Consider the following 13,650-nt stretch of genomic DNA (forward strand, 5'->3'; position numbering starts at 1 on the left):
TCACCACGCCCACCCTCCGCTCGCGACTGCGGGGCTCGCAAGCTCACTCCTCGCACTCACTTGGCCTCCAGGTCGTGCAGGGCGCGCTGCAGGGCGCGCAGGTAGTCGGCGTGACCGACCTCGAACCAGTGCCGGCTGCTCTCCTTGACCGGCCCCGCGTAGCGCTCCCCCGCCCGCGCCGTCACCGTGGCGGCGAAGGCTGCCGCCTTGCTGGGCCGGGTCTCCCGCAGTCGCAGCAACCGGGCGAAGAGCACGCTCTGCCAGTGAGACAGCGGGAAGATACCGGAATCCGGTTGCACCAGGCCGGCCACGGCGAGGGTCGGATGATTCGGCACAAAGGCGTTGAGCCACAGCGCCGGACGCCCGGCCCCGCCATCGTCGCCAAGGATCTTCGGGTCGAGAAACTCGAACCGGGGCAGGTAGCCGGTGGCGAACACGACCAGCTCCGGATCGACCTTCCGGCCGTCCGCCAACTCGACGGAGTCCGGGTGGAAGCGGACGGCGTCCGGCACCGGAGTGACCCGGCCATGGCCCAGATAGTAGACAAGCTGACTGTTCACGATCGGATGCGTCTCCAGCATCCGGTGGTCGGGCTGCGGCAGACCGAAACGGGTCAGATCCCCCACACTCACCCGGAGGAGGCGGTGAAAGAGCCACTGACGGAGCCGCCGGGGCAACCGCAGCGCCAGCAACAGGTCGTTGAGCTGGTCAGCCGGACGGCCGAGGAGATACTTCGGTGCGTACCAGTAGCCACGGCGCGTGGAGTGCCAGCAGTGGGCGGCCTGCTGGGCCGCCTCGGCGGCGATGTCGCAGCCGGTGTTGCCGGCACCGACCACCAGCACCCGCCTGCCCCGCAGCTGCGCCGGATCCTGGTAGGACGAGGCGTGCATGACCTCACCCCGGAACTCGGCAAGGCCCTCGTGGTTGGGCAGCTTCGGCGACCAGTTGTGGCCGTTGGCGACCACAACCGCGGCGTACCGGGAGGTCCGTTCCGGGCCGTAGCCGCCGGTGCTGCGGGTCGTGACGTCCCACCGGTCGCCATCCGCCGGCTCGACCCGCACCACCTCCGTGCCGAACCAGACGTGCCGGCGCAGGTCGAAGTGGTCCGCATACCGCTCGAGGTAGGAGAGCAACTGGCTGTGATGCGGGTAGTCCGGCCAGTCGTCCGGCATCGGGAAATCGGGGAACTGGGTTAACGGACGCGACGAGATCAGGTGGGTGCTGGCGTAGACCGGGCTGCGGTCGTGCCGCCAGTTCCACACCCCGCCGACTCCGGTCTCCCGCTCGTAGCAGTCGACGCCGAACCCGTGCTCGGTCAAATTCTTGATCGCGGTCAGCCCACTTGGGCCCGCCCCGATCACGCAGACCGTCTCACCGCGGTCGGAGACGGAGCGGCCGTCACGGTTCAGGTCGAGGGCACTCGACGCCGGGTCGGGCCAGCCGTGATCGGTGGAGGTGGTCACCGAGGCATCTCCTTAGGTGCGGCACGGATGCCGGGTCGCGCAGCATCCTGCCCACATCGGATGCACAATGTCCAGCCCGGCCCGGCGCCGGCCCGCGTCCTAGATCTGACGGGCGAGGTCGGCAGCGCCGATGAGACCGGCGTTGTTGCCGAGCTTGGCGGGACAGATCTCCGCCACCGGCAGCCGACCCCGCTGCGCGAGCGCCTCGGTGAAGGCGGAGCGAGCCGGTCCCAGCAGCAGATCGCCGGCTTCGACGACGCCACCGCCGACCACCAACACCTGTGGGTCCAGGATCTGTGCCAGGTCGGCGAGGCCGTTGCCGAGCCAGTGGCCGACCTGGGCGAAAGCCTCCGTGGAAACCGGGTCACCGTCCTGCGCCGCGGCGGTGATCATCCGGCCGGTGATCGCGTCAACGTCGCCACCGGCGCACGCCAGCAGGCCGGCAGCGCGGTGCGGTTCCTGGCGGGCCGCGGCGCGGGCGAACCGCACCAGGGCGCTTCCGCTGGCGTACTGCTCGATGCAGCCCAGCCGGCCGCAGCCGCACTGGTGCCCGTCCGGCACGCTGAGCATGTGTCCCAGCTCGGCGGCGATGCCGTGCGCGCCACGCACCAACTCGCCGCCGAGCACGATCCCGCCGCCAACCCCGGTGCCGATGGTGAACATGACCATCGAGTCCTCGGCATCGCGGGCCGCGCCGTAGCGGAACTCCGCCCAGGCGGCCACGTTGGCGTCGTTCTCCACGATCACCGGCAGGTTGGTGGCTCCGTTGACGAACTCGCGCAGCGGCTCGTCCCGCCAGGCGAGGTTCGGGGCGAAGAGCACAGTCGAACGACTGGCGTCGATCCAGCCGGCCGCGCCGATGCCGACGCCCTCGATCGCCCGGCCCTCGGCCAGTTCTCGGATCACCTCAACGATGAGGTCGCAGGTCTTGCCGACGTCATCCGCGGGAGTGTCCCGTCGGGTCTGCACGAGCACCGTGCCCGTGTCGTCCACGACGCCGGCTGCGACCTTCGTGCCACCGACGTCCACTCCGATGGTCAGCGTCACCGCTGCCACTCCCCTCTGCTGTGCTGCCCGACCCGGGGCGTCGCGCCGGTCGGGTCGGGGGTACTGGGTCAGGCCCCTCGGGCGCTCTCGCCCATGTCGCCGGGTGCCCGCGCGGCGGGCACGACGGGACGGTCAGCCATCGCCGGCACCTTCTCTGTCGCGGCCGGCCCGGCGGCGTTGCCGGGCGGTGCGGCGGCCGGGACGGGGGCCTCCTCCGCCCGAGTCGCGGCGGACCAGGCATCCCCCTCGGGCGCCGACGGAGAATCATGCCTGCTCCGGGTAGCTGCCTGCCACACCGGGGTTGACCGCCCCGATGCCGCGGCTTCCGCGGTGGGGTCCGCCGCCGAAGTGGGGGCCGCCTGCGCCGAGGCGAATGCTCGGAGCAGGCTCGCCACTCCGGCAGCCAGATCACCGGCTCCGGTGGCGAGCCGCTCGGCGAATTCCGGACTCGGGTCCCGTAAGGCGACAATCGCCCGGCAGAGCGGGCAGATGCAGCACTCCGCCGTACCGGTCGACAGACCGGCACCGGTCGAGTTCCCAGCGTGACCGAGAACACTCGAGACGACCCCACCGAGCGGACCCCAGGAGGTGCCACCCTCCGCGCCGGCCGCGGCGAGCCGCACCGCGGCCAACAGGGTCGCGACCAGTCGTTCCGCCTCTTCCCGGGCCGAGCCCGGATCCGTTGCCGTCATGATCGGCTCCTCCACGAAACGGCCGCGTCACTGCGGCACGTCAGATGCTTTCTACCCGGCGCTTGAGCTGCTTCAACGCAGCTTCCATGATCATTCTCTCCGCCTTACGGCGAAACATGCCAAGCATCCCGACCGACAGCTCGACCTCCAGCGTGTACGTCACCGTGGTCGTGCCGTCGGCGTTGCCGACCAGGTCGTACGAACCGCGCTGGGTGCGTTGCATTCGAGAGGGCTCCGCCAAGTGCCACCCGATCCGGCTGAGGTCGTCTGCGTACTCGTAGACCAGCACATACTCGTCCACCAGAACTCCGGCGTCGAGGGTGAACCGCACCTGACGGGCGGAGCCGTCGGCGTACTCCTCCAGGACCTCCACCTGCCGCAACGTATCGGTCCATTCGGGGTAGCTCGGAAGGTCACAAATGACCGCCGCCACCCTTTCCGGTGCCGCACCGATCGTGATCGACTGGGTGGAAGAGTCCGCCATGGGGGCAGGCTACCGGGCTATGTGACGAACCTGTCTGCACCACCCTCGGCGTCGGACGGGTAGGTTGCGACTGAGCCGACCGCGAGGGCGGCCTGCCCGGCCAGCGTGAACACGAGGAGAGTGCAGGTGCGCGAGTTCTCCGTCCCACCGATCGTCACTGTCGGCGACTCGGCCAATCTAACCGATCCGGTCTGGGAAAACGCTGAGGTCGCCCCAGACGTGGTGCAGTTCATCCGTGCGGGCGCCGACGACGCCTGGGTCGACGTGACCTGCCGCCAGTTCCGCGACGAGGTGATCGCGGTGGCACGCGGCCTGGTCGCGGCCGGGGTACAGCCCGGCGACCGGGTCGGGCTGATGAGCCGCACCCGGTACGAGTGGACGCTCTTCGACTACGCGATCTGGGCGGCCGGCGCGGTCACCGTGCCGATTTACGAGACCTCCAGCGCCGAGCAGACCGCCTGGATCCTGTCCGACTCGGGGGCGGTCGGCGTCCTGGTGGAGACGGACACGCACGCCGCGGTGGTCGCCGGCGTCCGAGACCGGGTACCTGAGCTGGCGCACGTGTGGCAGATCGACCGTGGCGGAATGGACGAGTTGGTCACCGCCGGTGAGTCGGTTGACCCGACCGAGATCGAGCAGCGCCGCGCGGCCGTGCGAGCCGACGATATCGCCACCCTCGTCTACACCAGCGGCACCACCGGCCGCCCCAAGGGGTGCATGCTGACCCACCGCAGCATGTTCGCTGACATCGCCAACGCCGTGCCCGTACTGCCCAACCTGTTCGGCCCGGGCGCCTCCACCCTGCTGTTCCTGCCACTCGCCCACGTCTTCGCCCGGCTGATCCAGATCGGTGTGGTGCAGGCCCGCGCCACCATGGCCCACTGCCCGGACACCAGCGAACTACTCCCCCGGCTGCAGGCGGTTCGCCCCACGTTCGTGCTCTCCGTCCCCCGGGTCTTCGAGAAGGTCTACAACAGCGCCAAGCAGAAGGCCGACGCCTCCGGCAAGGGTCGGATCTTCGCCCGTGCCGAGGCCGTCGCGATCGCGTACAGCGAGGCGCTGGAGACCTCAACCGGGCCGGGCCTGGCGCTCCGGATTCAGCACGCGCTCTTCGACCGTCTGGTCTACCGCAAGCTGCGGGCCGCGCTCGGTGGACGGTGCAACGATGCGATCTCCGGCGGGGCGCCACTCGGCGCGCGACTTGGGCACTTCTTCCGCGGCGTGGGGGTGACCATCTACGAGGGATACGGGCTGACCGAAACCTCCCCCGCCGCCTCCACCAACCTGCCCGACGCCATCCGGATCGGCAGTGTCGGACGCCCCCTGCCCGGGGTGACCATCCGGATCGACGACGACGGCGAAATCCTCGTCGCCGGAGACCTGGTCTTCCGGGGTTACTGGCGCAACGAGGCCGCCAGCGCGGATGTGCTCACCACCGACGGCTGGTTCCGCACCGGCGATCTGGGCCAACTCGACAGCGACGGCTACCTGCGGATCACCGGCCGGAAGAAGGAGATCATCGTGACCGCGGGCGGCAAGAACGTCGCTCCGGCGGTCCTTGAGGATCAGGTCCGGTCGCACCCGCTGGTCAGCCAGTGCGTGGTGGTCGGCGACCGGCAGCCCTTTGTCGCGGCGCTGGTCACCGTGGACGAGGAGGCGCTGCCGGCGTGGTTGGAGGAGGCCGGTCTGCCCGCGACCACCCCGGTCGAGCAGCTCCGCGAACACGAGGGGCTGCGGTCCGAGATCCAGTCCGCGATCGACACGGCCAACCAGGCCGTGTCCCGGGCCGAGGCCATCCGAGTCTTCCGAATCCTGCCTCGGGACTTCACCGAGACGACCGGCGAGCTGACCCCCTCCCTCAAAGTAAAACGACAAATCGTGCACAAGTCGTACGCCACAGAAATCGCTGATATCTACCGAAGCTGACTACCATCCGTCACGTGCCCGCCTCCACTCCGAAACTGCCCCGACCGCATCCCCTCGCCGCTGCCGCGCGCGTGGTGATGCTGGCCCTGGTGGCGGTACTGAGCCTGCTCGCCACGCACGACCTCGCCCAACTGTGGTGGATCGCGCTCCTGGCGGCGGCGGGCCTGCCGGCGCTGCTCGCACCGACACACGACCGGCTCGGGCCGCTAAGCCGGGGCGCCGAGGTGGTGGTGCTGGGGCTCGCCACCAGCCACGTCGCCTCGGTGGCGACGATCGGCGTCCAGAACGCCGGGCTGGGCGCCTCCGCGGTGCTGCCATACCTGACCGTCCCGGTCACCGTCACCGCCCTGCGCCGACGCTTCCGCGAGGGCGCAGGGCTGCTGGCGATCATCGGTCTCACCCTGCTGCTGGCCGGGGCACTGACCGAGGTCGACGGCCAACGGCAGCTCTTCCAGGTCGGCTACCTGGCGGTCAGCGCCCAGTGGCTGGCCCTCTCCGGCCTCGGGCTCTACGCGGCGCGAACCCTGCACCGGGTCATCCGGGCCCGCGGCGACAGCAAGCCCCAGCCGTACGCGGAGGCGACCCGCCTGCTAACCCAGCTACGCACAGTGGCTCGAAAGCTCCCTGGAGCCACGCTGGACCCGGGTGGCATCTCCGAGCACCTGCTGGAGGAGCTGCGGACGCTGGCCCGGGCGGACCGGGGGGCCGTCCTGTCGGCCAGTGGTGGTGGCCGGCTGGTGGTCCTGGCCCAGTGCGGGACCGACCGGGTGGACTGGGAGACCACACTGGATGCGGACTCGGCGATCGCCGACGCGTGGGCCAGCCAGCAGCCGCAGACCGCCGCACACTCGCAGGTCCGCTCGCCCGTCGGTGGGGAGGTCTCCGCGCTGATCCTGCCGCTGGTCGCCGGGGTGCGTACGGTCGGGTTGGTGGTGTTGGAGGCGGATGTCGTACGCGCGTACCCGCCCGCGGTCGTCGCCCGGGCAACCGGGCTGACCTCCCCCGCCGCGCTGCGCCTGGAGGCAGCCCTACTCTTCGACGAGGTGCGCTCCCTGGCCACCAACGAAGAACGGCAACGGCTCGCCCGGGAGATCCACGACGGGGTGGCCCAGGAGCTGGTGATGGTCGGCTACGGCATCGACAACGCCCTCGCCACGCTGCACGAGGACACCGAGGAGACCGCTGAGTCGCTGCGTGCACTACGTCAGGAGGTCACGCGGGTCATCACCGAGCTGCGACTCAGCCTCTTCGAGCTGCGCAGCGAGGTGGACCGGCACGGGGGCCTCGCCGCCGCCATCGCCGAGTACGCGCGCACCGTCGGGGTCTCCGGCGGCCTGCGGGTACACCTGTCGCTGGACGAGTCGACCGCCCGGCTACCCGCCGCCACCGAGGCCGAGCTCCTGCGGATCGCCCAGGAGGCGGTGGCCAACGCCCGCAAGCACGCTGGCGCCTCGAACCTCTGGGTCACCTGTGCCGTGGACCCGCCGTACGCCCAGATCGAAGTGTCGGATGACGGTCACGGGATCTCCGACCAGCCTGCGGACGGGCACTACGGTCTTGCGATCATGGCGGAGAGGGCGGAACGTATCCGAGGTCGACTGGAGATTCGGCCGCGGCAGCCGAGCGGCACAACGGTGGCCGTGGTGGTTGGTTCGTCACCCCAGCGCGATAACGTGCGTGGCAGTACCGCAGCAGAAGGGGAGTAACCCGAGGATGACCACACCGACACCCGCCACTCGCACCAAGGTCCTCCTTGTGGACGATCACGACCTGATTCGCAAAGGGCTACGGCACGCCTTCGAGCGCGACCGGCAGTTCGAGGTTGTCGGCGAGGCTGCCACCGCGGCCGAGGGGGTCCGCCAAGCCGGCGCCCTCCAACCAGACGTGGTCATCATGGACCTGCGACTGCCCGACGGCAGCGGCCTCGAGGCCACCCGCGCACTGCGCAAGTCCAGCACCACGATGGGTATCGTCGTGTTGACCATGTATGCGGGCGACGACCAGCTCTTTGGCGCGCTCGAGGCGGGTGCGAGCGCCTTCGTCCCGAAGACCGCCCCGGCGGACGAGGTGGTTGCTGCCGCCCGGCACGCCGCCTCCTCGCCCAGCGCGTTCACCGCCGCCGACCTGGCCGAGGCGATGAAGCGCCGGCTGGCGCCGTCCGGGCCGCAACTCTCCCCACGCGAAGGACAGGTGCTACGCCTGCTCGCCGACGGAATGAGCGTGGCCGGCATCGCCAAGCAGCTCTTCGTCAGTGAGTCCACTGCGAAGACCCACATTTCCAAACTCTACGAGAAGCTCGGCGCCGCCAATCGCGCCCAGGCGTTGATGACAGCGCTCCGGCTCGGTCTGCTCGAGGCCCCCGATGCGCCCAAGTTCTGATCTCCCTGTCAGCTAACGAGCGGACAACTTCTCATTGACGACAGTGTCGGCCGGCGCGATGTCGCGCTAAGGTCTCCCCCGGCGGAGGGGTGGTCTGCAGGGGCGTGCCCCGTGCGCACGAAGAGGTGAGGCATGCGACGGCCGGACTGGGCACCCGACGAAATCGACATCGAGCGTCCCAGCGTCGCCCGCATGTACGACTACTACCTCGGCGGTTCCCACAACTTTGCGGTGGACCGGGCAGCAGCGCAGGCCATGGTCGCGGCAGTTCCCGAGGCCCCGCTGATGGCCCAGGCAAACCGCGCTTTCCTGCGCCGGGCGGTGCACTTCCTGGCCGATGCCGGGGTTCGGCAGTTCCTCGACATCGGCTCCGGAATCCCCACTGTCGGCAACGTGCACGAGATCGTCCAGCAGGTCGCGCCGGACTCCCGGGTCGTCTACGTCGACACCGACCCGGTGGCGGTGGCGCACAGCCAGGAGATTCTCGCTGACAATGACCAGGCGACCGTCATCCAGGAGGACCTGCGGCACCCCGACCGAATCCTCCGCCACCCCGAGCTCCGTCGGCTGCTCAACCTCAATGAGCCGACCGCGGTACTCATCGTCGCCGTGCTGCACTTCGTCCCCGACGACGACCGCCCCGCCGAGCTGCTGCGAACCCTGTACGACGCCCTCACTCCCGGCAGCTGGCTGGTGCTGTCACAGGCCAGCGACGAGGGCCGGGCGGAGACCGAGCGAAGCGACGCCGAGATGGTGTACCAACGTACCGGCAGTCCACTATGGTTTCGCAATCGATCCGAGCTGACCACGCTCTTCGACGGTTTTGAGCTGGTCGAGCCCGGGGTGGTATGGGTTCCGCAGTGGCGCCCGGAGACACCGGAGAGCAGTGTGAACGCCGAGACATCGGGTTTCCTTGGCGGCGTGGGGCGGATCGGTGACTAGCCCAGCCACCGCGACGCAGCCGAGCGGCGCCAACTCCGGCATAGCGGCCTTTACTCAGGAGTGGGCTAACGCGCTCACCGGGACAAGCTACCTGCCCATGACCCAGGCACAGCTCAAGCAGTTGCTCAACCGCCTCGCCCGGCAACTGGCGGGGGCCCTGCTCGCCGAGCCGTTCGACCTGCGAGCCGGTCAGCGCGTCGGCACCGAGCTGGTCGCCGCACACATCGCCTCCGCCGAGGCACTGGGGCGTACCGTCGAGGTCGTTCAGCTCCGCCTGGTACGCGACCTGGGCCTGGTCGCCGAAGATGTAGCGGACCGGCTGGCCCGGCTGCTCGCCGCCGTGACCACCGGATACACCCGGGCGCTGCGCGACCGCACGCTGGACGAGCAGGAGTCCATCCGGCGGGCCGCGATGGCGCAGCGGTCAAAGGCCGAAGAGGCGCTTCGGGCCAGTGAGGCCCGCTTCCGGCACCAGGCCACCCATGACGCGCTCACCGACCTGCCAAACCGGAATCTCTTTACCGAGCGGCTCACCACGGCGCTGGCGGCGCCCCGGCGGGATACAGACCGGGTCGGCCTCTGCTTTCTCGACCTCGACCAGTTCAAGCGGGTCAACGACCAGCACGGGCATCAGGCCGGTGACCGGGTCCTCACCGAGGTGGCCAACCGGCTGCGGCAGGCCCTCACCGGGCATCTGGTCGCCCGGCTCGGCGGCGACGCGTTCGTCATCCTGATCGAACGCACCGGCGGCACGCGGGACGTGATCGCGGTGGCGGAGGCGGCCTTGGCCGCCGTACACGAACCGGCTGCGGTGGCGGGCCACGAAGTGACAGTGCGGACCAGCATCGGCATCGTGGAGCGGCAGGTCGCGGGCACCTCGGCGAACGAGCTGATGCGGGCCGCCGACTGCACCCTGCACTGGGCCAAGGCAGCCGGCGGTGGTCGCTGGATGCTCTACGATGCCGAGCGCGACCGCCGAGAGCTGACCCGCCAGGCGCTGACCGCAGCGATCCCAGCCGGACTGGACCGGGGCGAGTTCTACCTCGACTACCAACCGCTTGCCTCCCTGAGTGACGGCCGGCTGCTGGGCGTGGAGGCGTTGGTGCGCTGGCGGCATCCGGAGTTGGGCGTCCTCCGCCCGGACCGTTTCATCGGCCTCGCCGAAGAGACCGGACTGATCGTCCCGCTCGGCGGGTGGGTGCTCGCCGAAGCCTGCCGGGCAGCGGGCAGTTGGTCGGTGACCGGCGGGACCCCGTTCGTCAGCGTCAACCTGGCCGTCCGGCAGGTGCACCGGCCAGACCTGGTGCAGGACGTCCGAAACATCCTGGAGCGCACCGGGCTGCCGCCGGAACGTCTCCAGCTGGAGATCACCGAGAGCGCCATGATGAACCCCGCCGACGAGCCGGTCCGGGCGCTACGCCGCCTCGCCGACCTCGGTGTCCGTATCGCCATTGACGACTTCGGCACCGGCTACAGCAACCTGGCGTACCTGCGCGACCTGCCGGTAACCGAGTTGAAGGTGGCGGGGGAGTTCGTTGCCGGGCTGCGTGCCCAGGAGCCCCAGGCAGACGAACGGATCGTCGCGTCGTTGGTCTCGCTGGCCCACGCGCTCGACCTGACCGTCACCGCCGAGGGGGTGGAGACGGCCGGGCAGGCCGAACGGTTGCGGGCCATCGGCTGCGACGCCGGCCAGGGCTGGCACTTCGGCCGTCCAGAACCTGCTGACCGGATCCTGGCCCGACTGTCCTGACTGAGCACCGGAGACCGGGGCTGAACCGGTCTCCCGGCCCCACCGCGTCGCTCAGGCCTGCAGGAGACTACTCATCCGGGCGGCCTGGGTCTCCCAGCGCCACTCGCGTTCGACCCAGGCCCGACCGGCGGCACCGAACTGACGGGCCAGGTCCCGGTCGGCGAGCAGGGTTGCTACCCGGTCGGCGAGCTGGGCCACGTCCCGCCCCCGCACCACGAAGCCGGTCTCGCCGTCGCGCACCGCATCCGGTGCACCCCCCGAGTCGCCGGCCACCACGGGCAGCCCGGTCGCGGAGGCTTCCAGGTAGACGATGCCCAGCCCCTCCACGTCCAGACCCCGGTTCCGGGTGCGGCACGGCATCGCGTACACGTCGCCGGCCGCATAGTGCGCGGGCAGCTCCGCCGCCGGCACCGTGCCGGTGAAGACCACGTCCCGCTCGACGCCGACCTGTCGGGCCAGCTTGCCCAGCCCGTTCCGGTACGGCCCACCTCCGACGATCAGCAGTGCCGTGTCCGGGACCCGGCGGCGGATCTCCGGCAACGCCCGGATCAGCGTGTCCTGCCCCTTTCGCGGCACCAGCCGGGACACACAGACCACGACCGGTCGGTCGACCAGCCCCAGCCGCGCCCGCACCGAATCACCCTGGACGGTCGGGTGGTAGGTGTCGAGGTCAACACCGGGCGCCAGCCGACTCAGCTGGGTTACCCCACGCAGGGCCCGGTCCAGCCGGAGCCGGGTGTACTCCCCCAGGTACGTGGTCACGTCAACGTCTCGGCCGATCCGGCGTAGCGCGGAACGGGCACCGGGCAGCGCTGCCCAGCCAATCTCATGCCCATGGGTCTGCGCCACCACCCGCCGGACTCCGGCCCGACGTCGCAGGCCGGCTGCGAGCAGCCCAAGTGGTGCCGCCGCACCGAACCAGACCGTGTCGCAGTCGTGTGCCCGGGCGAGCTGGGTGACCCGCCGGGCCACCGACGGGGTGGGCAGCAGCACCTTGGTTTCTTCCCGCACCACCTCGAAGGGCTGGTCGGCGTCGAACTTCTCGGCGCCGCGCCAACTCGAGGCGTAGACCACCAGCGAGCCCACGGGCTGGCGCACCGCGAGGCCATGCACGAAAGACTGGATCCCCCCGGGCCGGGGCGGGAAGTCGTTCGTGACAAGCAACGTCCGGCTCTCGCTCATCGGCTGGTCTTCCTGGCGTAGGCGCGGGCGGCGGCGATCCGCTCCACGGTGGACGGGTGACTGGCGGAGTAGAGGTATCCCAGCCGGGGTGGGTCGGGGTCGGCGAGGTTGACGCCGGCGAGTCGGCGCTGCATCGCCACAAAGGCGCCCGGATCCTTGGTCAGCGCCAACGCGTGTTGGTCGGCCCGCGCCTCAATCCGGCGGGAGATCAACGCCTGTGCCGGCGTGGCGACCAAGCCGGCCACCGTCACCAGCGCCAACAGCAACGGGAAGGCGCGCGGTTGGTCGATCGAGTCGACTCCGGCCATCCGCAACAACGGCGGGACGAACCCGAGCAGGTAGAGCGCCACCACCAGCACCGCCGCGCCGAGCGCGCCGGTCAGCGTGCCAATCACCACGTCCCGGTCCTTGGCATGCCCCAACTCGTGGGCCACCACCGCGGTCACCTCCTCCGGGGTGGCTTCGCGCAGCAGGGTGTCATAGACGACGATCCGACGGGTTGGCCCCATCCCGGAGACGTAGGCGTTGACGGCGCGGGTGCGACGGGAGGCGTCGGCCACCAACACGTCCCGGACCGGCACCCCGTCGCGGGCCGCCAGGTCCATCAACTCGGTCCGCAGTGGGCTCGGCTCCAACGGGGTGAACCGGTTGAACACCGGTTCCACCAGCACCGGGAAGACGAACGACAGGAGCATCACCAAGCCGGCTGCCCCGGCCGCACCGAGCGCCCACCACCAGCGCGGCGCCAGCCGAATCACGGTGTAGAAGCCACCCAGGGCCACTGCCCCGATAACCGCGCTGACCGCGTACGACCTGAGCAGGTCAACAGTCCAGCCACCCCAACTGTTGGTGGCCAGCCCGTACCGGGTGAGCACGGTGTGTCGCCAGGCGGCGAAGGGCAGGGTCATCAGGTCGGCCACGAACAGCACGGTGAGCCCGCCGAGCACCGCCTGCGCGGCCCAGTGTCCACCGAACGGACGGCCGACCAACTCGACGAAGCGGCTGCCCAGCGGCGTGAGCCCAAGCGCGAGCGCCACCAGCAGGCCGACGCCGAGCGCCGCCCAGCCGCCGGGCCGCAGTGCCGCCCGGAACTCCCGCCCCCGACTCACCTGTTCTCCTGGCAGCTCGTCCAAGGCGGCGAGTTGGTCGGCCCGCGGGGCGGGCGGACGCTGCCACGGGATCAGCACGGCGGCGGTTACGGCCAGCGCAGCGACCAAGCCGACCAGGGTTAGCAGAGCCCAACCACGCGGGCTCACCGGATCGCCGCCCGGCCCACGAGGCCGGTGGTCGCGACGGACCCGCCCGCAGCGCGCCATTCCCGCGTCATGCCACTCCTCCCGCTGTGCGCGCCCATCGTAGTGGCCGCCCGGTCACGACGGGCGGGGTGCACACACCATCGGCGACAACCGGATGATCGCGGCGGGAGCTCCGTGGGGCGCCACGCGGCTCCCGCCCCGCGGGCGCCACGTGGCCTGCCCCGTAGGTCAAGCCACCCGATGGTGGCGGTCGGGCCGGTGCACCGGGGGCCGGGACTCCGGCAGCACCTGCACGTCGAACCCGGCCCGAGCGAACACCTCGATCGCCCGCATCTCGGCGGCACCGCACTCCACGGGCTCCTCGAGCAGAGCGGTCACCAGGCAACCCGAACAGCCGTCTGCCCGGCCCGCGCACCCGTCACAGTCGATCAACATCACGCCTCCCGCCGCGCCGGCGGTGATCGGGCCAGCAGGTCGCTTCCTGGTCACGCCCCACCCCACCGCTGCGAGGTCTGCCCAACACCGTCGG

General features: G+C 70.6%; 12 protein-coding genes. 5 read left to right on the forward strand and 7 right to left on the reverse strand.

What is annotated here, in order from left to right; translation table 11 throughout:
- Positions 1-56: 56 nt before the first annotated feature.
- The 4 genes from SALPAC4_RS0101990 to SALPAC4_RS0102005 all read right to left on the reverse strand — a co-directional run bounded on the left by SALPAC4_RS0101990 (position 57) and on the right by SALPAC4_RS0102005 (position 3,686).
- A complete protein-coding gene (locus SALPAC4_RS0101990; protein WP_019868945.1) occupies positions 57-1,463 on the reverse strand; it encodes a flavin-containing monooxygenase in 1,407 nt (468 codons plus the stop codon).
- A 99-nt stretch (positions 1,464-1,562) separates the two neighbouring features.
- Positions 1,563-2,519 (reverse strand): ROK family glucokinase, encoded by a 957-nt coding sequence (locus SALPAC4_RS0101995; protein ID WP_019868946.1) that lies wholly within the window; start codon positions 2,517-2,519, stop codon positions 1,563-1,565.
- Positions 2,520-2,578: 59 nt separating this feature from the next.
- Entirely contained in the window at positions 2,579-3,202 is a 624-nt protein-coding gene (locus tag SALPAC4_RS0102000) for a hypothetical protein (RefSeq protein WP_027644611.1), read from the reverse strand.
- Between the two features lie 40 nt (positions 3,203-3,242).
- Positions 3,243-3,686 (reverse strand): SRPBCC family protein, encoded by a 444-nt coding sequence (locus SALPAC4_RS0102005; protein WP_027644610.1) that lies wholly within the window; start codon positions 3,684-3,686, stop codon positions 3,243-3,245.
- Between the two features lie 126 nt (positions 3,687-3,812).
- On the opposite strand from SALPAC4_RS0102005, the gene SALPAC4_RS0102015 reads away from it, so the two are divergent.
- The 5 genes from SALPAC4_RS0102015 (at position 3,813) to SALPAC4_RS0102035 (ending at position 10,683) form a co-directional block, all read left to right on the forward strand.
- A complete protein-coding gene (locus SALPAC4_RS0102015; protein WP_033664235.1) occupies positions 3,813-5,612 on the forward strand; it encodes an AMP-dependent synthetase/ligase in 1,800 nt (599 codons plus the stop codon).
- Positions 5,613-5,626: 14 nt separating this feature from the next.
- On the forward strand, positions 5,627-7,318 hold the full coding sequence (locus SALPAC4_RS0102020) for a GAF domain-containing sensor histidine kinase (protein ID WP_033664952.1): 1,692 nt from the start codon (positions 5,627-5,629) through the stop codon (positions 7,316-7,318).
- 7 nt (positions 7,319-7,325) lie between these two features.
- The gene (locus tag SALPAC4_RS0102025) at positions 7,326-7,991 is read left to right on the forward strand and encodes a response regulator transcription factor (RefSeq protein ID WP_018251742.1); all 666 of its coding nucleotides are present in this window, start codon (positions 7,326-7,328) and stop codon (positions 7,989-7,991) included.
- A 132-nt stretch (positions 7,992-8,123) separates the two neighbouring features.
- Complete coding sequence (locus SALPAC4_RS0102030; protein ID WP_019868952.1) at positions 8,124-8,933, forward strand: SAM-dependent methyltransferase; 810 nt, start codon at positions 8,124-8,126, stop codon at positions 8,931-8,933.
- 97 nt (positions 8,934-9,030) lie between these two features.
- On the forward strand, positions 9,031-10,683 hold the full coding sequence (locus SALPAC4_RS0102035) for a putative bifunctional diguanylate cyclase/phosphodiesterase (protein ID WP_019868953.1): 1,653 nt from the start codon (positions 9,031-9,033) through the stop codon (positions 10,681-10,683).
- A 51-nt stretch (positions 10,684-10,734) separates the two neighbouring features.
- Here SALPAC4_RS0102035 and SALPAC4_RS0102040 read toward each other — a convergent pair whose 3' ends face one another.
- From SALPAC4_RS0102040 to SALPAC4_RS0102050, 3 genes are all read right to left on the reverse strand, one after another.
- Positions 10,735-11,865, reverse strand: coding sequence for a glycosyltransferase family 4 protein (locus tag SALPAC4_RS0102040; RefSeq protein WP_027644608.1), 1,131 nt, complete (start codon positions 11,863-11,865; stop codon positions 10,735-10,737).
- Positions 11,862-13,121 carry a M48 family metallopeptidase gene (locus SALPAC4_RS0102045; RefSeq protein WP_019868955.1) on the reverse strand — a complete coding sequence of 420 codons (1,260 nt, stop codon included), beginning with the start codon at positions 13,119-13,121 and terminating at the stop codon, positions 11,862-11,864. The genes SALPAC4_RS0102040 and SALPAC4_RS0102045 overlap by 4 nt, the downstream gene beginning before the upstream one ends.
- A 228-nt stretch (positions 13,122-13,349) precedes the next feature.
- On the reverse strand, positions 13,350-13,556 hold the full coding sequence (locus tag SALPAC4_RS0102050) for a hypothetical protein (RefSeq protein ID WP_019868956.1): 207 nt from the start codon (positions 13,554-13,556) through the stop codon (positions 13,350-13,352).
- Positions 13,557-13,650: the final 94 nt, after the last annotated feature.

The organism is Salinispora oceanensis (assembly GCF_000383575.1).
GTDB lineage: Bacteria > Actinomycetota > Actinomycetes > Mycobacteriales > Micromonosporaceae > Micromonospora > Micromonospora oceanensis.

What these genes read in the sequence shown, in the direction of transcription:
- SALPAC4_RS0102000 (WP_027644611.1), bottom strand. Translation starts at nt 3,202, where the DNA reads ATGACGGCAACGGATCCGGGCTCGGCCCGGGAAGAGGCGGAACGACTG.
- SALPAC4_RS0102005 (WP_027644610.1), bottom strand. Translation starts at nt 3,686, where the DNA reads ATGGCGGACTCTTCCACCCAGTCGATCACGATCGGTGCGGCACCGGAA.
- SALPAC4_RS0102025 (WP_018251742.1), top strand. Translation starts at nt 7,326, where the DNA reads ATGACCACACCGACACCCGCCACTCGCACCAAGGTCCTCCTTGTGGAC.
- SALPAC4_RS0102030 (WP_019868952.1), top strand. Translation starts at nt 8,124, where the DNA reads ATGCGACGGCCGGACTGGGCACCCGACGAAATCGACATCGAGCGTCCC.
- SALPAC4_RS0102035 (WP_019868953.1), top strand. Translation starts at nt 9,031, where the DNA reads ATGACCCAGGCACAGCTCAAGCAGTTGCTCAACCGCCTCGCCCGGCAA.
- SALPAC4_RS0102040 (WP_027644608.1), bottom strand. Translation starts at nt 11,865, where the DNA reads ATGAGCGAGAGCCGGACGTTGCTTGTCACGAACGACTTCCCGCCCCGG.
- SALPAC4_RS0102050 (WP_019868956.1), bottom strand. Translation starts at nt 13,556, where the DNA reads ATGTTGATCGACTGTGACGGGTGCGCGGGCCGGGCAGACGGCTGTTCG.